This window comes from Rhodococcus sp. NPDC057529 (assembly GCF_042802055.1).
Taxonomy (GTDB): domain Bacteria; phylum Actinomycetota; class Actinomycetes; order Mycobacteriales; family Mycobacteriaceae; genus Rhodococcus_F.
The window spans coordinates 98061-119967 of record NZ_JBHVEY010000023.1; the positions used below are offsets into that span (position 1 = coordinate 98061).

Genomic DNA, 21907 nt, shown 5'->3' on the forward strand with positions numbered 1-21907 from the left:
AGTAACAGCAGGGCGACATTGAGGTTCACGGGACAGGTCCTCCTCGGGGGTGGGCCAAATGGGGCGGCCGGTGCGGATCATGATGTGGTGGGGCTCAGTTCGCCCGCAGCCGCGCGGTCGGCAATGAGGGCGAAGGGGGTCGGGGGTGTCGTCACCGAACATCACGGCGAGTCGGGCCTTGATCTCCGCGGTACTGATCGACCCGGCACCGGCGAGGGTCATATGCGGTCCCCTACGCGAACGCCGCGACGTGGTCGCCGACCGCTACACCCTCACCGGCGAACAACGGGCCCGTCGCCGAACCACGCGAACGGCGACGGACCGGCGAGACTGTAAGTCGCTCTGCGGGCCATCGGCACGATCCGTCCAGCAGCCACGCTGCGAACTCCGGAGCACCTTGACGTCCATGAGACCCTCAGGTGAATCCTGCTATCGTTCCGACTGTTGCGGTGATGTTCCCTGGCCTGGACGTCGCCGGCATGCGGGCCGGGCCGTATCGATCGCAGGCCGCTGGAACAGTCGACCGATGTGGGTCGGACCTTCGCCGCGGGGTGGGCGTTCGCGGACACCCACCTCGGCGACGAAGGTCCCGAGGGTGACCTCGTCGGTGTCGGCGTGGTCTGCACCGAAGGCGGTGCCGATCGCAGCGGTTGCGAGCTCAACCCCATAGCTCACGTACTCATCGTCGAGTGACCGGCCGAGCCGTTCTCTACGTCATTTCACTGCCGCCGTCATCGCGGAGGTCTCTGCGAGTGGAGCCGCCAGAGGCTGGCGCATCTTCGCTTCGTGAGCGTCATCCTTGTACCGCAGGGGTTTGCCGGTCTTGGCCACCCGACGTCCGGCGACAGTCAGCATCGGTCGGGGAATCCCGATACCCATCACCGGCACGCCGGTCACATAATTCTCCTTGAAGAGAAACATCGAGGCGTCGGCGACTTCGTCGCGGGTGAGCGCCGAGGCCACCCAACCGACTTCGGCTCCGATGGCATCCGCGTCCAGAATCGGGCTGCGATATCCCTCCGTTGTCTTCGCGAGAAGCCAACGCAGAACAGCGTCACGAACCGCCCACTGACGATCGGTAGCTGCACTCACATTTCAGTCCTCCACATTGATGCCACTATTGCTGCCCTGCACCATAGCCATCGGTGGGAAATAAGCAAGTCCGTGAAATTTCCTGCGCCCCTTACACCTCGGAACCTCCCGACGGACATCGCACGACGACCGCACCGGCCGCCACTGGGGTCGGGGAGTATCTCGGATCGGGAACAGGCCGCCGACGCACCCACCGACCCCGTCGCCGCGGCCCGCGCATCACCGAACCGCCGCGTTTCGGCCGCTGAACTGGACTTATTTCTTTTGTTGGGTATGGTCGAGGTCAGTTCGCGGTTGCCGATTCGGAAAGGACCGACAATGACTGACAAGTCCGCCGTCAAGAGTTCGAAACAGTCCGCACGTGCCCTCAAGGAGCGCCGGGCGGAGAAGCGAGAGAAGGCGCTCGCGTCGACTCAGTCCATCCGAAAGCGGAAGAGCTGACGCGACACTGGCGCCAACACCGCACCCCGCCACCCTCCTCACTGCCTGAGGATCGATGATTTTGCCCCCGGGAACTCGGCCCCCACAGCCCTGACCCGCGCCCGTATCAGAGGTAGCAGCTTCGGAAAGACAACGGTCCGGAACGTGGAAATATCAGCGACTGCATCCTCTTTCAGATCTTCTACGGCAGCGAAAACGGCTCACAAAACCCTGCCGACTTCAATGGAAGCACACCGCAGTTTTCTCGGTCCGCCCCGCGCGTAACCACCCGATCGGGGGCCAACTTCCGGCCTCAGGCACGCCCGCCCCGGCCCCTTCGCGGCCGGAGCGGGCGTGTTTCCCGGGAAGTTCGGGGATGAGCGAGACAGGCGCACTCACACAACATCCGGTGAGATGACCATCTCCCCTGCCAACCCCTGGGTCGGCGCTGGAGTGCCGGATGTGTCGAGAATTGATGGAACACAAAATGAAACGTCTCGACCTCGTCACCCGCCGGCGCGACCCGACCTCGCCGTCGCCCGGGAGACGCCGGGCCATGTTGCGGGTCATCCTGCTGCCGTTGGATATCGTCGAAAGCGCCGACCCGGTCCCGGTGTCCGCGGTCGAGAAGGTCGAACCGTTCCTGCCCGCCCGCATCAGCCCCGCCACCATCACCGGAGACGATGGACCCCACGCACGGTTGCTGGCGTTCCGGCACCTCGTCGTTCGCAGCAGCCCCCTGGTCACCTTCGGCCTCGCACTCGACAGGCACCGTGTGCCTGACGGCCCGGCACATCCCTATATCGGCTGAGCTTCCCCCGCTTCTCCGGAGACTTTTCTATCTGGCTCCAAGTCGGTCCTCGTCTGCGGCAGCCTGCAGTTCGGGGCCGGCGTTCACCGTGGCGGTGAACTCGGGGCTCGGCGGGCAAGAGCGCGCAGCGTGGTCGGGAGTCGACGTCATCGCGGTATTCCTTTGTGTCTTGCGCCAGAGTGGGGATCCCTGGCAGGGGCTCTGTTCACAACGGCAGAACGACACCCTGCGCTGTCACCATGTTTGATTCGATGGTTGCGAAATTCATCGGCTCCGGCTCCAGATGCGCAGGTTCTGTCGATGGGCCGGCAATCAGATGTGCTCACACGGCTACACGAATCTGATGGAAGCCCACAGTGTCGCCGCCATCGGCGACGAATTCAGCGCCGTTGCTAAAGCTGGACTCGTCGCCGGCCAGGAACAATACAAGTCGTGATACTTCCTCCGCACGACCGGGACGTCCCATGGGATTGCGGTGTTTACGGGCCGCCGCCAGATCGGTCGCCGCTGGTGTCTCGATGACTCCGGGATGAACCGAGTTGACGCGAATCCCGAACGGCGCCAAGTCCAGTGCCGCCGCTTTCGTCATACCACGCACCGCCCACTTGGCGCTGACATAGCCGACGAGATCCGAGTACCCAATCAGGCCGGCGATGGACGACACGTTGACGATCGACGGATTTCGGGTCGATTTCTTCAGCTCCGCTGCGCAAGCCCGCATTCCGAGGAAGGGCCCCGTGACATCGATGTCCATCATCCGATGCCACTGCTCCAGTCCGAGAGTGTCGATACCACCCCAAAGGGTGATTCCCGCATTGTTCACCAACACGTCCACCCCACCGAACTCCGCGATCGTGTATGCGACGATGTCGTCCCAATCCGAAGGGCTCGCGACGTCGAGGTGGTAGAACCGGGCCGTGTCGCCGAGTTCGGCAGCGAGTGCTCGTCCTGGGTCGTCGAGAATGTCGCCGATCACTACTCGGGCGCCCTCGGATATGAGCAACCGCGCGTGCTCGGCGCCCATCCCCCGGGCTCCACCGGTCACGATCACGATCTTGTCCTGCACCCGTCCCACAGCCCTGCCTCCGATCCGGTCTCGTCGATCACGACGCGAACGCCGATCGACCGGTGAGGTCGCGTCCGATGATCAGGCTGTGAATCTGCGTCGTCCCGTCGGGGATCGTGCACATCCGTGCGTCTCTGACGATCGTCTCGATCTCGCTTTCCTTGCTCAGGCCCATCGCACCATGGACCTGGATGCCGGCGTTGGCGACGCGCAGCGCGGCCTCGGTGGCATACGCCTTCGCCATCGAACTCTCCTTGGCCACCGGATGTCCCTCGTCGAGACGGCTGAAGCCGTAGAACATGCCGACCCGCGCCAGTGTGACGTCGGTGTACATCTGCGCGAGGAGTTCCTGGATCAGCTGGAAGCCCGCGATACTGCGACCGAATTGTGTGCGTTGTCCGGCATAGTTCACCGTGATGTCCAGCGCACGCTGGGCCATCCCGACCGCGATCGCCGCCATGAGCAATCGGCCTCGCTGCAGGGTTCGCTGCAGTTCCGTCTTGTTCGCCGCGTCGGCTGAGAGGTGGGCGTGGAGTGGGGCCCTGACGTCGTCGAGGACGACCTCGCACAACCCGTGCGCCCGGAGCCCGATCGTGTCGATCACGTTGGTCTCGTATGCGGTCACCGCCCGGTCGAGCAGCAGTTGCCCCATCGTCGGGGCACTGCCGTCGCCCTCGTCGATCAAACAGTTCAGCAGCAGCCCGTCCGAGTGGTGGGCACCCGAGATCCACAGCTTCGTACCGTTCACCACCCACTCGCCATCCACGCGCCGCGCGGTGGTGCGCAGTTCCGCCGGGTTTGATCCTGCCCCGGGTTCGGAGTAGGCACCCGCCAGGAATTGTCCTCGCGCGAAGAGGTGACCGTAGATGTGTTGTTGTTCGGGAGTGAGCGTGTCGAACGTCAGCGCCGGGAACACCAGGGTCGACAACGCCATGAATGACAGCGAGCCGTTCCCGTAGGCCAGGGACTCCAGCAGGATTCCGGCTGCGGTCCAGTCCAAGGCACCGTCCGCGTCACGCGGCACCTCATCGAGGATTCCGTTCCCGAACAGTTCATCCCACAGTTCGTGTGACCGCTCACGAGTCATCGTGTCGTCGAGATCGAAATCGTCGAGCAACGGTCGGACGTGCCCGGCGACGAAGTCGTCGAGCGCCTGCTTGTAGTCCCGATGTTCCGGCAGATAGGCAACTCTCACTGTGCTTCCCCATTCTGGTCGGGTGTTGCGGTCGCCATGGCTGCCGGGCGCTGGTCGGGGCAGGTCCAGGTGCTCGAGGTGATTCCCCGCGCTTTCAACTCGCGTTTGAGCACTTTCGCCGTGTGATTGCGCGGAAGCACCGGGACGACATCGATATACCGTGGAACGGCGAAGCGCGGCAACCGTTCCGAGAGATTCCGGTGGAGTTCGTCGGGGTCCGCCGTGGCCTCGGGGCGGAGCTCAACGGCGAGCATCACCTCGTCCTCGCCGTAGTCGGACGGCACACCGTAGGCCGCGGCCGCGATGACGTCGGCATGCTCGAGCGCCGCCGTCTCGACCTCGAGGGACGAGATGTTCTCCGCACGCCGGCGGATCATGTCCTTCACCCGGTCGACGAAGTGGAAACGTCCCTTTGCGTCGCGGCGCAGGACGTCGCCGGTGTGGAACCATCCGTCACGCCACGCCGCTGCCGACTGCTCCGGCTGTCGCCAGTAGCCGAGCGAGTTCGCCCAGGGTACGGACCGCACCAGCAGCTCCCCCTCCTCATCCACGCCGGCATCCCGTCCGTCCGCGGAGACCAGCCTCACGTCGTACGCCGGGTCCGGCATGCCGCAACTTCCGGCGCTCGCGGCGGACACTTCGAAATGGTCCCCGGACACAATCGGATAGGCGTACTCCGACGCGCTGAACGAGGTGTACACGGTCACACCGAATCGCTGCTTGAATTCGTCCACCCACCGAGGAACCGGCGCCATGAGCGCGTATTGCAGCGGCAAGTCCCGGTCATCTTCCCGTGGCGGCACGTTGCGCACGAAGGCGGCGGTCGCTCCCATCAGGATGGTGCCCGTACACCCTTCACTGCGAATGTCGTCGAGCCAATCCTCGGTTTTGAAACGCTCCCTGGTCACCAGGACGCTGCGCTGGCGGACGACATCGTAGAAGTACACCCGACCGCCGGTGTGGAAGACCGGCAGGGGGCAGTAGAAGACCGACTCGCGGGTTCGGTGCCGGAGCGGAATGTTCGGTGAGACACTGCGCGCCTCCCACTGGCCCCACGGGATTACGACGCCCTTGCTCGGCCCGGTCGTCCCGGAGGTGAGGACAATGCAGGACACGTCGTAACGGTCGGCCCGGACCGGCGCGGCCCCGGTGGGGTCGAGGGGCACGGTCTCGCGGACTCCGCCGCTCGTCCACACCTCGGCGCACTCTAATCCCGAGATCACGATCAGACGCTCCAGCGCCCCGGAGCCGAGCAATGGTTCCCATAATCCCGCGAACTCCGTGGCGATCACGGCAACCCGCACGCCGGCCTGCCGGACGATGCGCTCGATCCAGTCGACCGGGAATGCGTGGTTCACCGGGAACTCGATCGCGCCGATCCAGGCGGCTCCGGCCCAGCCGAGATGCCCCGCTGCACCGTTGGGCAGCATGGTTGCGACGGGGTCGCCGCGTCCGACGCCCTGGGCTGCCAGCATCGCTCCCCAGGCATCGGCGAGCCGGACGAGGTCGTCGTTCGCCAGTTGCAATCCGGATACCTCACGGAGCACGACGCGATCCGGTTCGCTCTCGGCCGCGGCCATCATCATCTCCGGTAGCGACACGACCATGACTGTTCCCTTCCTTCTCCAAAGTCCGCTTTGCCCCGGGGCTCCGGGCCGAATGCACCGGTCAGCGTGTGACGAAACCGTCCACGACCGCAACGTATGCAGCGTCACGGACACAGTCCCCGACGTCGAGGATCTCCTGCCGGAGATGGCCGGACAGGCCACGGTCCGGCAGCGCGTTCAGCATCCGCTTGATCCGGACCTGCTGCCCGCCCGGGGCGGCTGCGAGTGTCCGGGCGACCGTCAGGGCGTAGGTGTCGACATCGTCGGCGTCCAGCACCCGGTTGACCAGCCCGATCCGCTCCGCATCGTCCGCGGTGAGCGGCTCGTCGAGCATGCAGATCTGCTTGGCCCTCCGCAGTCCGACCGTACGATAGAGCTGCATCGGAACACCGGCGTCGGGCATCGAGCCCAGCGACACCGTGCCCACCCGGAACCAGGCGTCAGGCGCGGCGACGACGAGGTCACCGCCGAGCGCCAATCCCATCCCGCCGCCGATCGCGACGCCATGTACCGCACACACGATCGGCTGTGGCAGGGCGTCCATCATCTCGACGACGTCGGTGACGACCCGCATCCGCTGCATCGACTGCCGGGCACGCACGTCCGGCGCCTCACCCGATCCGGCACTGAGATCCCCAATATCGGTGCCAGCACTGAAATTGCGGCCGGTACCGCGGAGCACGATCGCCCGGACACCGTCGTCGTGTGCGAAGCCCGAGAAGATGTCCAGCAGTTCGTCCCACATCCGGAACGAGATAGCGTTCTTGACCGCGGGCCGGTTCAGTGACACCACGGCGACGGCACCGTCGCGGTCCACGAGGACTTCGTCGGACATGTGTCACTCGTCCCAGGTGACGGGCAGCGAGGCGACGCCGACGACGAGCATGTGCTCGCGGTACCGCAGTTCGTCCTCCGGCACCGCCAGACGCAGGTTCGGGAGCGCCGACAGGATCGCCGGAATCGCCTCCTGAATCTCGGCGCGCGCGAGATTCTGGCCGACGCACTGGTGCGGGCCGAACCCGAACGCCTGATGGGGGTTGGTCCTGCGGTCGATATCGAGTGTGTCGGGGTCGGGGTAGACCGACTCGTCCCGGTTGATGCTCGGGAAGTGGAAGATGATGCCCTCGCCCGCCTCGATCACCTTGCCACCGATCTCGATACGTTCGAGCGCGAATCGATTCGCGCCGACGTCGGTCACCGAGGTGAACCGCAGCAGTTCCTCGACCATCCGGGCGACCTCGTCCGGCTCGAGCCCGGCGCGCACCCGCGCCAGCTGCTCCGGGTTCTGCATCAGCGCGAGAAGGCCCGACGCGATCGACGACGCCGTCGACTCGTATCCCCCGAGCAGCAGGATCATCACGGTGACCAGGGCGTCGTCGCGGCTGATCTCCCCGGCGGCCAGCGGCCCCGAGGCCAGACGGCTCATCAGATCGTCCTGGGGAACGGTGTTCTTGCGGTCGAGGAGGTCGAGCAGGTAGCGGCTCAGGTTCTGTCCCGCCCTCTCGGCGATCTGCGGGTCGCCGTTGCTAGCGAGCATCTCGTTGATCCAGCGGTCGAAGGTCGACTGGTCCTCGACCGGAACTCCGAGCAGATCGCAGGTGACCTTCAGCGGGAGGGGCAGCGCGAAGTCGGTGAACAGGTCCGCCGGCGCACCCTTCTGCCTCATTGCGGTAATCAGGTCGTCGATGATCGTCCGCATCCGGGGGCGCATCGCGTTGATCGTCCGGAGGGCGAAGTCACGGGCGAGCAGGCGCCGGTAGTAGGAATGCTGTTCACCGTCCATCGCCCGGAACGCCCGCCGGGTCGGACCCTTCACCGCGTGGGCGGGCCCCTCCGACGGGTAGTCCGGGTGCATCCGATCGGCGCACAGACGAGGGTCCTTCAGCAGCACCTGGGCGTGCTCGAGCCCGGTGATCACCCACGCGGTCCGCCCGTCCCAGAGACCGACCCTGCTGATCCCGTCGTCTTCCTTACGCCACCCGGCATACTCCTTCGGCGGGTGCAGCGGGCACCCTCCCCGAACCTGCGGGTAGCTGCGCAGCTCTTGAGTCTCGACCGACATCGTTGTCACTCCGTTTCCTCGACCGGTCCAGCCGGTGGGTTCAGCGGTTCGGAAATCCACATTCACTCCCCGCCGGGGACCGTGCCCGACCGGCCCTTCATGCGCGCCCGGTACCGTGAGGTGCGGCGTTCCACCGGTGACGACTTCCGGGGAGTGTTCGTCGTCACGGTATCCCGCGCCGGACGGAATCACCGATCCAGGGTTCCGAATGGTGGAATGGACCTGGAAACCCGCTGCAGATGTCCCATCGGACGATCCGAGCCGGACCGACTGGACGTCGAATGACACTGCACTACAACGATTTACTCCACCCCGCCCTCATTGACAGGGCCGTCAGGTCGCGAGGTGCCGAGTTCACCCAACCGCCCGGCCTGCCCACACCGTGGTGTGCTGCAGGTCGGGCGGGCTCGGGTACGGGTTCAGCCGTCGTAGGCGACGGCGGCGAACTGCACCCGGAATCCGGCGGGGAGGTCCCCCACCGCGACGTGCCGAGCAGGGCGGTCGCTCGCATCCGGGAACTGCCGTTCCCAGTGCTCGTTCAACTCGGCCCTGTAGTTCGGCGAGGACAGGGTCACCTCGATCTTGAGGACCGCGCCGAGATCGGATCCACCGGCCCGCAGGATCGTCTGCAGGTTGTCGAAGGTCCGGGCGATCTCGTCGGACACCGACTCCGGTGTGGAGCCGTCGGTTCGGTCTCTGCCGAACACGTTGCTCGTAAACAGCATCGGGCCACGACGGGACGCCGCGGGAATCGGGTTGGTCCCGTGCTCGAGCCCCTCGACGTGCACGGCGCGGCGCCCACTCACGCGTCAATCCTGGTCTGTAGCGAATGGTATGCCAGACGGCGCCGGGCCTCGTCGAGCCGTTCACCCGACTCGACCGCCGCACGAATCCGGTCCTCGGCCTCCTCGATCGCGGTTGCCGCCTCGAGGACCTCGTCCTCACTGGACGCGGGTACCACGACGATCCCGTCGGCGTCGCCGATCAGGATGTCCCCCGGATGCACGACCACCTCACCCACTGTCACCGGCACATCCACCGCGGCAAGGGTGACCCGGTCCTTCCCGGTGCGCATCGTCGAACCGCGGGTGAAGAGCGGGTAGCCGACCTCCAGGGCACGGGCGCTGTCCCGGCAGACACCGTCGATGACGGTGCCGGCCAGGCCGCGGCGGTGCGCGACAGCGGTGAGGATGTCACCCCAGACGGTGGCGTCCATCCGGCCCCGATTGTCGAGGACCACGACGCTACCGGGCGGGACGTCGTCGATGTAGTCCCCCACCGTGCCACCCGCAGCCCCGACCGGCTGGTAGAGGCCGGTGAAAGCGCGCCCTGCCAAACGGAATTCGCGATCGAGCGGCTTGATGCCGAGGGCCTGGCCTTCGATCCCGAGTCGGTCGAGGGCGTCGGAGAGGGCCGACGTGGAGTAACGGGCGAGTTCGGCAACGATGTCGCGGGTGCCGGTGGTGGTCATCGGGTCTCCTTGGGCAGGTCGAGTAGGTCAACGGTGGTCTCGCCACGGCGCAGTGCGGCCATGATGCGCGCCTCCTTCGCGATGCGGGCGTCCGCGGCGTCGAGGATCTCGTCGACGCGGGCCGCCGGAAGGTCGACGACACCGTCGGCGTCGCCCACCACCAGGTCTCCGGGATACACGACAACGTCGCCCAGCGTGAGCGGTTCATTCACGCCCCCCACACCGTCTGGGTCCTTGTCGGTGCCGCGGATGCACAGTCCGCGCGCGAACACCGGCACGCCCACGTTGGCGAGAGCGTCGCTGTCCCGCACGCACCCGTCGATCACCACGCCCGCGACACCGCGGGATCGGGCGGCCACCGCCATCACCTCACCCCAGTACCCGGCTTCGTGGTGGCCGCCGACGGTCACCACCATCACGTCACCGAGAGAGGAGGCCAGCAGGCCTCGATGCAGCCATAAATTGTCCGCCGGCGGTCCGGACACGGTGACCGCCGGTCCGGCGAACGACTGTCCGGGGGTGATCCGCGCGATCTGCGAGGGCAGTGCCCCGATCCGGCCGGCGGCTTCGTGCAGCGTCGCCGTCCCCAACCGGACGGCCCGATCGATCGTCACCGCATCGAATACGGTGGTGTTCTCCGAGGCTATTGTCACCGTCGTCCTCCTTCGAGCATCGATTCGTACGAGATTCCGAATACGGAGGCGAGGGACTCTCCACCCTCCGCGCGACCGAGCAGGACAGCTTCCCGATCCACGAGGCCCCGGGCGGTCGCAGCGACCTCGTCGACACGGTCGGCGGGCACGAATACCACGCCGCTGCCGTCTGCGACGACCCAGTCACCGGTCGATACCTCGAACCCACCCACGGTCACGGGTGCCCCGGTGGCCAGCTCGTAGATCCGCCCCCGGGCGGTGCGGACCGCTCCGCCCCGCCCGAACACGGGGAATCGCAGCGACCTGGCTTCGTCGACGTCCCGCACCGCACCGTCGGTGACGATCCCCGCGACACCGGCGAGTTGCGCGGCACGGCTGAGGAGGCCACCCCAACTTCCCATCGCGGTCCGGCCACCGTTGTCGACGACGATCACCTCACCCGCGGCGCATCGTTCGATGGCGGTCACGCCCAGGTGGACGACCGGGTGTCCGGGAGGCGGTGTCCCCTCCGTTAGCTGCACGGTGACGATCCGACCGGCGACCCGGCCGCCCTCCCACAGTGAACGGATACCGTCGGCCACCTGGCTCGCTATCCCAAGGCTGTCCATCGCGTCGGACACGACGCACGCGTCGAGGCCATCGAACAGTGAGGAACTCACAATTCCACCTTTCCTTTCCGAAGCTGTTGCCGGGCCGTCCACGGTGTGGGATCGCCCGGGTGTTGCGGGGCACCGCGACAGGAACCGCATGTCGCCGAATGTGCGTGCCGGTTTCGCCCTGTTCCTATGGTGTAGAGGGCGCTTCGGTCCCAGCGAGCGGGCTACGCCCGAGGGTGGACGACGTGTCCTCGACGTCACGGCTGTCCCGGGGTCCAGCTCGGTCCGGCAACCAGGTGAGGCAGATCAGGCCGATCACGGCGGCACCGGACAGGTAGAGCGCCACCGCCCACACCCGACCACCGGCCACCGTGTAGAGCGCGGCCGCGATGAACGGGGCGAACCCACCACCGACGATGGACGCCATCTGGTACCCGACCGAGAAACCGCTGTATCGCAGGCGCGGTGGGAAGACCTCCGAGAAGTGGGTGCCGAGGGGCCCACCGACGATGCCGACGACAGCGCCCATCGCTCCCATCACGATCAAGATCGGAATCGGCGAACCGTCGCCTACCACGGCGAAGAATGGGTATGCACCGCCGGCGACCCCCGCCAGGCCGACGGCCAGCACTCGCCGGCGCCCGTAGGTATCGGCAGCACGGCCCGCCGCAACCGCACACACCGCGCAGATCGACATGCTTAGGACGAAGGCGACGAGGGTGAAGGTACGGGTTGCTCCGACCGGGCCGGCGAGGAAACTGATCACGTACACCGCGACGAGAAACGACGCGATCGAGTACGCGCCCGCGACGCCGACCACGAGCAGGACCTGACGCCAGTGCCGGCGAAACACCTCGAACAGGGGAATCCGCGCGGTCCCACCCGATTCGGCGAGCGTCCGGAAGTCGGGGGTCTCCTCGAGCCGCGCGCGGACGTACATACCGGTCCCCAGCAGAACGATGCTGAGCAGGAACGGTATACGCCACCCCCACGACTCGAACTGCTCCGGGCTGAGCGCAGTGGAAACGACGAGAAACACCGCCGAGGCCAGCACTCCTCCGAGTGACAGGCATGCGAAAACATACGCGCCGAGTGTTGCTCGCCGGTTCACCGGCGCATGTTCGAGCACGGTCACGACCGCGCCGCCGACCTCGCCGCCGGCTGCCACTCCCTGAAGGACCCGCAGGATCACGAGCAGGACGGGCGCGAGGATGCCCGCCTCGGCGTACGTGGGCAGGACACCGATGAGCATGGTGGACACACCCATGCCGATCAGCGAGATCTGGAGCAACCGCTTGCGTCCGAGCCGATCACCGAAGTGCCCGAAGACCATTCCACCGAGCGGCCGCGCGACGAAGGCCGCGGCAAACGTGGCGAACGATGCGAGCGTTCCGGCCCCCGGTGAGGCGGTGGGGAAGAACACCGTACCGAAGAGCAGCGCTGCGGCTGTGCCGAAGATCGCGAAGTCGTAGAACTCCATCATCGTGCCCACTCCCGCAGCGAGAACGACTCGACGCTGATGGGCACGGTCCGTCGGGGATGTCACCACCGGTACTCCTCTCTGGGGATGTTCGCGCACTGGACTGCTCGCCGGAAGGGTATGGGCTGCTGCGTCCCGGCACCGAGGTCGGATTCCGTCTGCCGGAACCGCGTGCGCCGGGATCCGCCCAACGGAACGCGCCCTGTCGAAGCCGCGCACCTGGTGGGAATGTCGTTGCCGGGTCGCGGTGTCCTGGTCGGTCACCGGGCCGGATCGGAACGGCGCGAACAGAGAGGGAGTCAGATGACTCGGATCGGTGTCATCAATCGGATCCCGGTGGTCCCCGGCTGCCGAGATCGTGTCCTCGAGGTCTTGACCCGCTACGTGGACGAAGCCCGGGAGGAAGGGGTCGGCGTCGCCGAGGTGTTGGTGGTCGGTGCCGACGCCGAAGACCCGAACGTGGTGTGGATGCACGAAACGTACGCCGACACCGACGTCTATGAGGACCACTTCCACACGCTGGCCCGGCGTCACATGCGGGACGGCATGGACGGACTCCGCGGTGGCCCGGTGGACACGATCCGCACCGAGCCGACCGTCTCGAGTTCGTCGCGGGGGATGTTCTCGAATCCATCGGCCGCGCGTGCCGACTGGAACAGCGTCGTCTACGAGGTCACCTGACCCGGGCACCGGAGTCAGGGGCCACCGTGCGAAACCAGCGAACTCAGCGGCCGAGCGTTGCCGCGCAACACAACTCGTCCAGGAGGATCCACTCGATGCAGTACCGAGAGTTACCCACCACCGGTGTGAAGGTGTCCGAGATCAGTTTCGGGGCGGGCACCGCTGCCGGGCTGATGATCCACTGTTCCCCCGACGAGCAGCGTGCCGCCGTCGAACGGGCACTCGACCTGGGAATCAATGCGTTCGACACCTCGCCGATCTACGGCATGGGTTGCTCGGAGGTGAACCTGGGCAACGCGTTGCGCGGCAGCGGGGATGACGCGGTCGTCACCACGAAGGTAGCGGTCACGCCCGAGCATCTGCTGACCGGTTCGGTCGGTCAGTGCATCCGCCGGTCGGTGCAGGCTAGTCTTCAGCGACTGCGGCGCGATTCGATCGACATCCTGCTCATCCACAACGGGGTCCACTTCTCCCGGTCGGCGCCGCTGATCGCGGACCCGCACGCTCCGTACCATCCGATGCAGGACCTGCCGCACCTGACCTTCGACGAGATTCTCGGCGAGGGCGGCGCGTGGGAGACGATCGCCGCCCTGAAGCGGGAGGGACTGATCCGCCACTTCGGTCTGAGCGGTCAGGACAACGACCCGAACCTGATGCGCGCCCTGATCGCTTCCGGGGTGCTCGACATCGTGAACCAGCCGCTGAACCTCCTCAACCCGACCCCGGTCACCGGGCGGAGAGGCGAAGGCTTCTTCACCGATATCGAGGAGAACTTCGTCGACTACGACCACGTCTGCGACTTCGCTGCCGCGAACGGGTGTGCGGTGTCGGTGATCAGCCCCGTCGCGGCCGGCGTGCTGACCCCCGCGGCCCAGGCCGGAGTTCTTCCGCCGAGTGTCTCGGAGTGGAAGGACCGCTTCCCGTTCGAGGGGCACTACGGGCGGGAGCTCCGCCGCGCGGCCGCCTTCGGCCCGGTTGCCGAGCGCGCCGGCATCAGCATCGCGGACCTGGCCTACCGCTTCACGCTGTCGGCCCCCGGCGTGGTCACCGTGCTCGGTGGCTTCTCTGACCTCTCGCAGATGGAGCAGGCCGTCGCCTCCGCCGAGCAGGGCCCGCTGCCCGCCGATGCCCTCGCCGAACTCGACCGGGTTTGGCGGGACGGGCCCGTCCTCGTCCCGTAATCCTGAGAACTTTCGCCGCTCATCGGTGAGCGCGCATTTCTTCGACCTCGACAGTGTCAGGAGACCCGTCATGATCATCGACAGTCACGCCCATTCCGTCGCCGGACGCGGTGAGGGACCCTCCGTTGCGGGCAACAGCCTCATGGCCCGTTGGACCGTCATGGAGGCATCCGGGCGGGCCGGCGCCACGCCGAAGCCCGCGGATCCGGACGAGCTGCTCGACGGTGCCGCATACCAGATCGAACTCATGGATCAGGTCGGCACCGACATCCAGCTGACATCACCACGGCCGTTCGTCCTCAAGCACTCTCACCGGGCGGCGCCCCTCGTGCGCCAGTGGATCGAGCTGAACAACGACGCGATCGCGCTGCAGGCCGCCGAATACCCGGACCGGATCAAGCCGGTCGGTGCCCTGCCGCAGTCGGCGGGCCGCCCCGTCACCGAGACCTTCGACGAGATCGACCGTCTGGTCGAGCTGGGTTTCATCGGTGTGATCCTCAATCCGGACCCCAGTGAAGGCGCCGGCACGTCCCCGCTGCTCGAGGACGAGTACTGGTTCCCGCTCTACGAGAAGCTCGAGGCCCTCGATCTACCGGCGCTGCTGCATCCTGCGGCATGCTACGGCCGCGAAACCTACAGTGAGCATTTCATCTCCGAGGAGAGCCTCGCGATCCTGTCCCTGACGCGAGGTAAGGTCCTTGAGCAGTTCCCGACCCTGAAGATCGTCGTGCCGCACGGCGGCGGGTCGATCCCCTACCAGCTCGGTCGCTGGAAGGCCGCCAACGTCAAGTCCCGCGAGGCCGGCGTCGATGTCGAGGAGTTCGAGGACTCGTTGCGTCGCCTGTGGTTCGACACCTGCCTCTACACCGCCGAGGCGCTGGACCTGTTGGTACGGGTCGTCGGTGCCGACCGGGTCCTGTTCGGCACCGAACGGCCGGGCAGCGGCAACCCGCTCGACGACCTCAAGCCGGTCATCGAGTCGCTGCCGAGCCTGTCCCCCGATCAGGTGCAGGCCGTCTTCGAGGACAACGCACGAACGGTGTACTCGCGCTTGAAGTGACACCGGCGCTTTTGCCGACGACACGGGGCGCACCCACTTCCGGGTGCGCCCCGTGTCGTATCCGAGCCGGACACCGATACCGAACAGGTCATGCGGATACGGAACCGCGGGGAAGCTATTCCATTGACGGGAACGGTTCCTTGCCTCAGTTGTCCGAACGCTCGACCATAGCAACAACGAGCCGCAGAGTCGAAGGAACCGCGAATGACATCTCCTGGTACAGACCGGAAATCGCTTGCGGGCGAGCGCCCGCAAGCGATAACTGTCGGGGCCCTGGTCCGTGAACTCGCAATCAACCGACCGGATGAGCTGTCCCTGGTGTGCAACGACACTCGACTCAGCTACTCGGAGCTGGCCGATCTGGTGTCGTGTGTCGGGGCCGGCCTGCTCGACCTGGGTGTCGAGCGAGGAGATCGTGTGGCGGTCATCGCCGCCAATTCCGCGGAGTGGATCGTCACCGATCTCGCCGCCGCATCCATCGGTGCGGTCTTCATGGGACTGAACACCTGGTACAAGGCCGACGACCTGGACTTCGTCCTTCGGCATTCCGGCGCACGCGTCGTCGTCTGCGGCGAACAGCTGTTCGGCCGGCCGCTGCTGCCGATGGTTCGCGACGTGGTCGCGCGATGCCCCGACGTCGAGCACCTCGTCGTGATCGGTGACCCCGCGCCCGGCACGCTGTCGTGGGCTCGGTTGGCGCAGACCGCCCCCGCGAGGAGCGAGGGCGTGGATGCCGCGGCGAACGATCCCGCGGCGATCCTCTACACATCCGGAACCACGGCCGACCCGAAGGGCGTTGTGCTGCATCACCACGACCTGATCACCAACGGCTGGGAGATCGGCGAACGGCAGCATCTGACATCTGATGACCGACTGTGGCTCGGCATCCCCCTGTTCTTCAGCTTCGGCTCCGCCAACGCACTGATGGCCGCCCTGACGCATGGTGTTGCGCTGATCGTCCAGGAGAAGTTCGATCCAGCGGCCGCGGTGGACCTGATCGAGCGTGAACAGTGCTCGGTCTACTACGGCATGGGGCACATGACCCGGGCCATTCTCGACGAACGTGACCGTCGCGGCGTCGCTCTGCCGTCGCTGCGGACCGGTCTCACCATTGGCCCTCCTGAAACATTCAGGATGACAGCGGAGCTCGTTCCCGGGATCTGCAATGTGTACGGTCTCACCGAGACCTACGGCAACTGCGCGGTGACCGACTGCACCGAACCGCTCGAACTGCGCGCGACGTCGCAGGGTGAACCGTTGCCCGGCTTCACCATCCGAATCGTCGATCCCACCACGCGCGAGCCCGTCCCGACCGGTGAGACCGGGCTCATCCTGGTTCAAGGGCGGGTGACGAGCGGCTACTTCCGCGACACCGGCCGCACCGAGGTGGCCTTCCCGAGCCCCGGCTGGTTCGACACCGGTGACATGGGCAGCCTCGGCACCGACGGACGGATCCGCTACTCCGGTCGCACGAAGGAAATGCTCAAGGTCAGCGGAATCAATGTCTCCCCGGTCGGCGTCGAGAATGTTCTCCTGGCCTACCCCGGTGTCCGCCAGGCGTTCGTCATCGGCCGACCCGACACCGACCGGGGCGAACTTCCGGTCGCGGTCGTGGAGTGGGACGCCGGCGCCGGCGCCGACACCGATCCGGCAGCACTCGACGCCCACTGCCGAAAGCAGTTGCCCTCGTATGCCGTCCCCGTCGACTACGTCGCCGTGACCGACGGACAGCTCCCGCGCACCGGAACCGGCAAGGTTCGCCGCGCCGAACTGGTAGCGCTCGTAGACAAGGACTTCGAATGCACATCATCGATCTGAGTTACACACTGACCGAGGGCATGCCCCACCATCCGATGCACCCGCGCGCCCCGGTCGTCCTGTCCGGCACGCTCGCCCACGAGATGACCGAGCGGTGGATGGGCGAGCATCCCGAACTGGGGCGCGTGTCCTTCGTCAACGAGCAGATCGTGCTGTCCGGGCACACCGGCACCCACATGGACGCGCCGCTGCATGCCGGACGTGAACTTGCCGACGCAGCGGACCTGGACCTCGCCTGCTGCATCGGACCCGCGACCTGCCTCGACCTCAGTACCCACTGCGGTCCTCGAGTGGTGCTGAGCGCGGACGATCTGCGCGCCGCCCTGCCCGACGGTGAGACCCTGCGTCCGATCGTGTTGCTGCACACCGGATGGTCGGCGATGCACGATCAGGACGCCAACCGGTACTACCGTCACTCGATGGGTCTGACCGAGGACGCTGCGCTGTATCTGCGCGACGCCGGGGTCCGCTGTGTGGGCATCGACGCACCGAGCATCGACGCACCGCATACCCCGGGTGCCCCGGCGCACATGCACTTCCTCCGCGGCGAACCGGAGGTCTACGTCATCGAGAACCTCCGCGGATTGGACCAGCTTCCGGTGCAGGTACCGTTCTTCAGCGCCGCCCCCCTGCCGATCGCGCGTTCCTCCGGCAGCCCTGTCCGGGCCTATGCCGTCCTCGGGTCGGTCACCGTGACCACCGCGGACGCGTCGCCAGCCGGTCTCCCGGTCGTGGCGGCGCCGTGATGGCCGACTGGACAGCCGACTTCGTCCGGCCCGGCGACCTCGTCGTCGTCGCTCAGGGCGTCGGTGAACCCACTCCCCTGCTCGACCAGCTGCTCACCGCCGCCCCCCGCGACGTCGAGGTGTTCGTCGGTCTGAGCCACAGCGACGCGCTCACCCGCCGGTCGCCGCTACCGCTCGTGTCCTTCGGCGCGATGGGCCCCTTGGGCCGACCACCGAACCGGGACCAGGTTGCCGTCATCCCGTGCCATTTCGACGACCTGCCGCGGCTGTTGCCGCACCGCGCAGCCGGAGGCATCGTGGTGCTCGTCCAGGTCGCCGAGCAGGACGCGCGCGGAGGTCACAGCCTCGGCATGGCGGTGGACTACACCTACGAACTCACCCGGCAGGCCCGGACGGTGATCGCGGAGATCAACGACCAGCTCCCGGTCACCTCCGCGCCCCGGCTCCCCGGCTCGGCGTTCGACGCCGTCGTTCGGACCTCCCGGCCGCTCCCCACGATCGCGACCCCGGCGGTGGGCGAGGTCCACCGCCGGATCGCCGCACGGGTGATCGACCTGATACCGGACGGCGCCACGATCCAGCTCGGGATCGGTGCGGTGCCCTCGGCCATCGGGTCTGCTCTCACCACCCGCCGCGGCCTGGCGGTCCGGTCCACTCTCGTCGGTGACTGGCTGCTCGACCTCGCCGAGGCCGGCGCGCTGCGCGAGCAGCCGGGCTCGGTGGTGATCAGCGAGGCCGCAGGATCACCCGAGCTCTACAAGTTCGTGGCCACCTCCCCGGTCTGGGTGCGGCCGGTCGCCGACGTCGTCGGCCCCGCCGCCGCCGGCACGATCGACACGTTCGTCGCGGTGAACTCGGCGCTACAGGTCGACCTCACCGGCCAGGTCAACGCCGAGGAGACAGCCCGCGCGTACGTCGGTGGCATCGGAGGCCACGCGGAGTACCTACGTGCAGCGCAACGCTGCGCGGGTGGCCTGTCGATCGTGGCGATGCCGGCCACGGCCGGCGACCCCCGGCGATCCCGTATCGTGCGCCGACTGGAACCCGGCACCGTGACCACGGCGCGGTCCGGTGTCGACCTCGTCGTCACCGAGTTCGGCGTGGCCGATCTCCGTGGTCGAAGCCTTCAGGAACGGACCGAGTTGATGATATCGATCGCGGCACCTTCGCATCGCGAGGCGCTGCGAGCACAGGAAGGGCGGAAATGATGAACGACAAATCCGGCGCCGGACCCGATGTGGGCGAGCAGCTTCGGAAGTTCCTGTCCATCCAGTTGGGTGGGCTCGACGGGCAGATCTGCGGGCTGAGCCCGGTCGGGGTCGGACGCTCGCGCGACAACTGGGTATTCGACCTCCTCACCCAGCGCGCCGGCGCCGAGCACCGCGAGCCCCTGATCCTGCGCAGCGACCCCGAAGGCGGGTTGGTCGACACCGACCGCCGGTTGGAGTTCGCGCTGCTCGACGCGCTGGAGAAGAGTGAGCTCCCCACCCCCGCCCCTCGGTGGCTCGACGCCGACGGCCAGTGGCTCGGCCGACCGTCGCTGATCATGCAGCGACTCCCCGGCGACTGCGACTACCGCGTCCTCGGCGATCCGGCACGCCCCCTCGCCGAGCGTCGCCGGCTGGCGGAAACCTTCTGTGAGCTGCTCGCTCAGGTTCACCGGACTGATTGGGGCGCTTCGGGACTCGCCGAGATCCTTCCCGATCCGGGCGTGCAGGCGGCGCGCACCGAACTCGACCGCTGGGAAGAGATTCTGCGTCACGACCAGGTGGAACCGCTGCCCGAACTCGATCTCGCCATCTCAGTACTTCGCGAACGGGCGCCCCTGTCCGAGCGGACCGTCCTCGTCCACGCCGACTTCAAGCCGGGCAACATTCTGCTCGTCGGTGACCGCGTCACCGCCCTCCTCGACTGGGAATTGGCGCATCTAGGTGATCCGCTCGAAGACCTCGGATGGGTCACGCAGCCCATGCGCGCGGCCGAGCACACCATCACCGGCGCCTGGGAAGCCGAGGACCTGATCGCCCACTACGAACAGATCACCGGCATCGACGTCGACAGGCGCGCCCTGGCCTGGTGGGTCGCCTTCTCCGCGTTCAAGACGGCCGTCATGCAGGTCAGCGGCCTGCGCTCCTTCCTGGACGGGCGCAGCGAGGAGCCGTACCGACCGACGCGGCGGGTGCTGGCGACGATCCTGGAAGCCGTACTCGAGGAGGAATTGGCATGAGACCGACGATCGATGAACAGCTCGCCGGGGCGGACCGCCTGCTCGGCCTCGTCGAAACCGACGAGCAGCTCTCCCCGGGCTCCGTCGAACTGGTGCGCAACGCCCGCCGGCTGATCGGCCGGATCGCGGGGTCGTGGAGCACGGCGTTGCCGTTCCTCGTCGAGGACAATGCCCGGCTGGCCGAGCTGCTGGACGTCGAACCCGACGAGTCCGTCCCGACCGATCTGACCTCGGCGGCGGCCCGCAACGAGGAGCGGCGCGCAGAGCTCGCCAACCGAATCCGTGAGCTGCCCTCCGACGCGCAGGGCCGAGCCACCCGATCCGAGATCGGTCGATATCTCCGCGGTCGTGTGGCCGCCGACCCGACGTGACATCCAGAAAGGCGAGAACATGAACACCGACCACCCGGGTGTGACCGTCGACGACGAGCACTTCGCCGAGCAGTTCCCACTCGGCCCGCTCGACGACTACCTCGTCCACCAGACACCCGACCCGGTCCGCGTGATGTGGACGGGCGATCCGCGTGCGTACGAGCGCTACTGGATGCTCGCGCACGACCCCACGGGCGACATCCTGATCGCCACCGGCGGCAGCTTCTATCCGAACCTCGACCGCGCCGAGGCCTACGCCGTCGTCAACGTCCGAGGCCGGCACATCGCCGTTCGGAGTTTCCGCTCGCTCGGCGTCGACCGCGCAGACCTGCGGGTCGGGCCGATCGCTCCGGTCATCGTCCGGGGCCTGCGGGAGTGGCGCTACATCCTCGAACCCAACGAGTGGGGTATCAGTTACGAACTGACGTTCCGGGACACCACCCGGCAGGTCTTCCGTGAGCCGCTGTCCAATTCCGCCACCGGTGTCCCGCCGGGCCGTCGCAACGACGTGACCAGCGGATTCGAGTGCTTCGGGGACGTGTCGGGCTGGATCGAGGTCGACGGCGAGCGGATCGGGCTGGCCGCGGGGTCCGCCGGCACCCGGGATCGGCACTGGGGCACCGGCCGTGGCGTCGGAGGGCCTGCGATGTCGCTGGGCGGACGGCTGCACGTCGGTACCAATGGCAACGCCTTCGTCGCCTACTCAGACTGGACACTGTGGGGCGATCGGGTCTACTACCCGTTCGGCGACGAGCGCACGGGCGCCACCCGGGTCTACAAGCCGACGCGCAAGCTGCGCTTCGAACCCGACACCCAGATCTTCGCCGAGGCGATCGTCGACTACGAGTTCGACACCGGGGAGAAGGCGCAGCTCCACTACGAGAAGATCGGCCAGCAGACCGCGTTCCTGCGGTGCGGTATGTACGGCGGCACGCCCGGCGGAGACATCCACCAAGGCGGTTACGTCGGCCCCGACCTGACCGAGGGCGAGTCGTTCGACGTGACTCGTCCCGAAACGCGCATCGGCATTCGCGGCCTCGACGAGCACCTGTGCCAGGTGACCCGGGATGACGGCCGCACCACGCTCGGGATCTACCAGACCATCGATCCGGTGGCCTATGAGGCGTGTATGTCAGGGCGGCCCGGCTGGGACTTCCTCTGACCTCAGCCGGTGGGCGAGTCGAGCGTGCCGACGAACCGAACACCGTCCGTTGCATCGGGGCCGGTGCCGAAGCGATTCGGTACCGGCCCCGTGTGCTGTCCGAGGCGACTCCGGCAGTCTCGATTCCACCCTTCCGAACGGTCCATGGATCCACTCGCCACAATCCGTAGCCTGATCCCAAACCGCTCCCATCCGACACAGGAAAACA

The 21907-nt window shown here is 67.1% G+C and carries 23 protein-coding genes; 12 read left to right on the top strand and 11 right to left on the bottom strand.

All coding sequences use genetic code 11. The features are described from left to right. The first annotated feature begins 528 nt into the window (after positions 1-528). A complete protein-coding gene (locus ACFU5V_RS34105; protein ID WP_378704624.1) occupies positions 529-693 on the top strand; it encodes a hypothetical protein in 165 nt (54 codons plus the stop codon). Between the two features lie 21 nt (positions 694-714). Here ACFU5V_RS34105 and ACFU5V_RS34110 read toward each other — a convergent pair whose 3' ends face one another. Further along, positions 715-1092, bottom strand: a complete 378-nt coding sequence (locus ACFU5V_RS34110) for a serine recombinase (protein WP_378704627.1) — start codon at positions 1090-1092, stop codon at positions 715-717. 318 nt (positions 1093-1410) lie between these two features. On the opposite strand from ACFU5V_RS34110, the gene ACFU5V_RS34115 reads away from it, so the two are divergent. After that, a complete protein-coding gene (locus ACFU5V_RS34115) occupies positions 1411-1533 on the top strand; it encodes a hypothetical protein (RefSeq protein ID WP_378704628.1) in 123 nt (40 codons plus the stop codon). A gap of 466 nt (positions 1534-1999) precedes the next feature. After that, positions 2000-2323, top strand: a complete 324-nt coding sequence (locus ACFU5V_RS34120) for a hypothetical protein (protein ID WP_378704631.1) — start codon at positions 2000-2002, stop codon at positions 2321-2323. 322 nt (positions 2324-2645) lie between these two features. Here ACFU5V_RS34120 and ACFU5V_RS34125 read toward each other — a convergent pair whose 3' ends face one another. The 10 genes from ACFU5V_RS34125 to ACFU5V_RS34170 all read right to left on the bottom strand — a co-directional run bounded on the left by ACFU5V_RS34125 (position 2646) and on the right by ACFU5V_RS34170 (position 12519). Then, positions 2646-3398 (bottom strand): SDR family oxidoreductase, encoded by a 753-nt coding sequence (locus ACFU5V_RS34125; protein WP_378704633.1) that lies wholly within the window; start codon positions 3396-3398, stop codon positions 2646-2648. A 28-nt stretch (positions 3399-3426) separates the two neighbouring features. Further along, positions 3427-4584 (bottom strand): acyl-CoA dehydrogenase family protein, encoded by a 1158-nt coding sequence (locus ACFU5V_RS34130; protein WP_378704636.1) that lies wholly within the window; start codon positions 4582-4584, stop codon positions 3427-3429. Continuing rightward, the gene (locus ACFU5V_RS34135) at positions 4581-6191 is read right to left on the bottom strand and encodes an AMP-binding protein (protein WP_378704639.1); all 1611 of its coding nucleotides are present in this window, start codon (positions 6189-6191) and stop codon (positions 4581-4583) included. The genes ACFU5V_RS34130 and ACFU5V_RS34135 overlap by 4 nt, the downstream gene beginning before the upstream one ends. 61 nt (positions 6192-6252) lie before the next feature. Then, positions 6253-7026 carry an enoyl-CoA hydratase/isomerase family protein gene (locus ACFU5V_RS34140; RefSeq protein ID WP_378704641.1) on the bottom strand — a complete coding sequence of 258 codons (774 nt, stop codon included), beginning with the start codon at positions 7024-7026 and terminating at the stop codon, positions 6253-6255. A 3-nt stretch (positions 7027-7029) separates the two neighbouring features. Next, positions 7030-8253: a cytochrome P450 gene (locus tag ACFU5V_RS34145; RefSeq protein ID WP_378704644.1), complete on the bottom strand. Its 1224-nt coding sequence runs from the start codon at positions 8251-8253 to the stop codon at positions 7030-7032. A 419-nt stretch (positions 8254-8672) separates the two neighbouring features. Continuing rightward, positions 8673-9059, bottom strand: coding sequence for a RidA family protein (locus tag ACFU5V_RS34150; protein WP_378704646.1), 387 nt, complete (start codon positions 9057-9059; stop codon positions 8673-8675). Beyond that, entirely contained in the window at positions 9056-9724 is a 669-nt protein-coding gene (locus ACFU5V_RS34155) for an RraA family protein (protein ID WP_378704649.1), read from the bottom strand. Before ACFU5V_RS34155 ends, ACFU5V_RS34150 begins: the two co-directional genes overlap by 4 nt. Further along, positions 9721-10377: an RraA family protein gene (locus ACFU5V_RS34160; RefSeq protein ID WP_378704652.1), complete on the bottom strand. Its 657-nt coding sequence runs from the start codon at positions 10375-10377 to the stop codon at positions 9721-9723. Before ACFU5V_RS34160 ends, ACFU5V_RS34155 begins: the two co-directional genes overlap by 4 nt. Continuing rightward, entirely contained in the window at positions 10374-11036 is a 663-nt protein-coding gene (locus ACFU5V_RS34165; protein ID WP_378704655.1) for an RraA family protein, read from the bottom strand. Before ACFU5V_RS34165 ends, ACFU5V_RS34160 begins: the two co-directional genes overlap by 4 nt. Before the next feature lie 124 nt (positions 11037-11160). After that, positions 11161-12519, bottom strand: coding sequence for an MFS transporter (locus tag ACFU5V_RS34170; protein ID WP_378704657.1), 1359 nt, complete (start codon positions 12517-12519; stop codon positions 11161-11163). A gap of 237 nt (positions 12520-12756) precedes the next feature. Between ACFU5V_RS34170 and ACFU5V_RS34175 the strand changes: the two genes are divergently transcribed. The 9 genes from ACFU5V_RS34175 (at position 12757) to ACFU5V_RS34215 (ending at position 21699) form a co-directional block, all read left to right on the top strand. After that, on the top strand, positions 12757-13134 hold the full coding sequence (locus ACFU5V_RS34175; protein WP_378704659.1) for a putative quinol monooxygenase: 378 nt from the start codon (positions 12757-12759) through the stop codon (positions 13132-13134). Between the two features lie 95 nt (positions 13135-13229). Next, positions 13230-14315: an aldo/keto reductase gene (locus tag ACFU5V_RS34180; protein WP_378704661.1), complete on the top strand. Its 1086-nt coding sequence runs from the start codon at positions 13230-13232 to the stop codon at positions 14313-14315. A gap of 70 nt (positions 14316-14385) precedes the next feature. Beyond that, the gene (locus tag ACFU5V_RS34185) at positions 14386-15375 is read left to right on the top strand and encodes an amidohydrolase family protein (RefSeq protein ID WP_378704664.1); all 990 of its coding nucleotides are present in this window, start codon (positions 14386-14388) and stop codon (positions 15373-15375) included. Between the two features lie 204 nt (positions 15376-15579). After that, positions 15580-17193 (top strand): class I adenylate-forming enzyme family protein, encoded by a 1614-nt coding sequence (locus tag ACFU5V_RS34190; RefSeq protein ID WP_378704666.1) that lies wholly within the window; start codon positions 15580-15582, stop codon positions 17191-17193. Beyond that, a complete protein-coding gene (locus tag ACFU5V_RS34195; protein ID WP_378704668.1) occupies positions 17175-17939 on the top strand; it encodes a cyclase family protein in 765 nt (254 codons plus the stop codon). Before ACFU5V_RS34190 ends, ACFU5V_RS34195 begins: the two co-directional genes overlap by 19 nt. Next, positions 17939-19147 carry an acetyl-CoA hydrolase/transferase family protein gene (locus ACFU5V_RS34200; RefSeq protein ID WP_378704671.1) on the top strand — a complete coding sequence of 403 codons (1209 nt, stop codon included), beginning with the start codon at positions 17939-17941 and terminating at the stop codon, positions 19145-19147. The genes ACFU5V_RS34195 and ACFU5V_RS34200 overlap by 1 nt, the downstream gene beginning before the upstream one ends. Then, positions 19144-20166 (top strand): phosphotransferase family protein, encoded by a 1023-nt coding sequence (locus ACFU5V_RS34205; protein WP_378704674.1) that lies wholly within the window; start codon positions 19144-19146, stop codon positions 20164-20166. The genes ACFU5V_RS34200 and ACFU5V_RS34205 overlap by 4 nt, the downstream gene beginning before the upstream one ends. After that, positions 20163-20537 carry a hypothetical protein gene (locus ACFU5V_RS34210; protein WP_378704677.1) on the top strand — a complete coding sequence of 125 codons (375 nt, stop codon included), beginning with the start codon at positions 20163-20165 and terminating at the stop codon, positions 20535-20537. Before ACFU5V_RS34205 ends, ACFU5V_RS34210 begins: the two co-directional genes overlap by 4 nt. Positions 20538-20556: 19 nt before the next feature. Beyond that, positions 20557-21699 carry a hypothetical protein gene (locus ACFU5V_RS34215; RefSeq protein ID WP_378704679.1) on the top strand — a complete coding sequence of 381 codons (1143 nt, stop codon included), beginning with the start codon at positions 20557-20559 and terminating at the stop codon, positions 21697-21699. Positions 21700-21907: the final 208 nt, after the last annotated feature.

Coding starts and splice junctions, on each gene's coding strand:
- ACFU5V_RS34115 (WP_378704628.1), top strand. CDS start 1,411: ATGACTGACAAGTCCGCCGTCAAGAGTTCGAAACAGTCCGCACGTGCC.
- ACFU5V_RS34120 (WP_378704631.1), top strand. CDS start 2,000: ATGAAACGTCTCGACCTCGTCACCCGCCGGCGCGACCCGACCTCGCCG.
- ACFU5V_RS34135 (WP_378704639.1), bottom strand. CDS start 6,191: ATGGTCGTGTCGCTACCGGAGATGATGATGGCCGCGGCCGAGAGCGAA.
- ACFU5V_RS34140 (WP_378704641.1), bottom strand. CDS start 7,026: ATGTCCGACGAAGTCCTCGTGGACCGCGACGGTGCCGTCGCCGTGGTG.
- ACFU5V_RS34145 (WP_378704644.1), bottom strand. CDS start 8,253: ATGTCGGTCGAGACTCAAGAGCTGCGCAGCTACCCGCAGGTTCGGGGA.
- ACFU5V_RS34155 (WP_378704649.1), bottom strand. CDS start 9,724: ATGACCACCACCGGCACCCGCGACATCGTTGCCGAACTCGCCCGTTAC.
- ACFU5V_RS34175 (WP_378704659.1), top strand. CDS start 12,757: ATGACTCGGATCGGTGTCATCAATCGGATCCCGGTGGTCCCCGGCTGC.
- ACFU5V_RS34180 (WP_378704661.1), top strand. CDS start 13,230: ATGCAGTACCGAGAGTTACCCACCACCGGTGTGAAGGTGTCCGAGATC.
- ACFU5V_RS34185 (WP_378704664.1), top strand. CDS start 14,386: ATGATCATCGACAGTCACGCCCATTCCGTCGCCGGACGCGGTGAGGGA.
- ACFU5V_RS34190 (WP_378704666.1), top strand. CDS start 15,580: ATGACATCTCCTGGTACAGACCGGAAATCGCTTGCGGGCGAGCGCCCG.
- ACFU5V_RS34195 (WP_378704668.1), top strand. CDS start 17,175: ATGCACATCATCGATCTGAGTTACACACTGACCGAGGGCATGCCCCAC.
- ACFU5V_RS34200 (WP_378704671.1), top strand. CDS start 17,939: ATGGCCGACTGGACAGCCGACTTCGTCCGGCCCGGCGACCTCGTCGTC.
- ACFU5V_RS34205 (WP_378704674.1), top strand. CDS start 19,144: ATGATGAACGACAAATCCGGCGCCGGACCCGATGTGGGCGAGCAGCTT.
- ACFU5V_RS34210 (WP_378704677.1), top strand. CDS start 20,163: ATGAGACCGACGATCGATGAACAGCTCGCCGGGGCGGACCGCCTGCTC.
- ACFU5V_RS34215 (WP_378704679.1), top strand. CDS start 20,557: ATGAACACCGACCACCCGGGTGTGACCGTCGACGACGAGCACTTCGCC.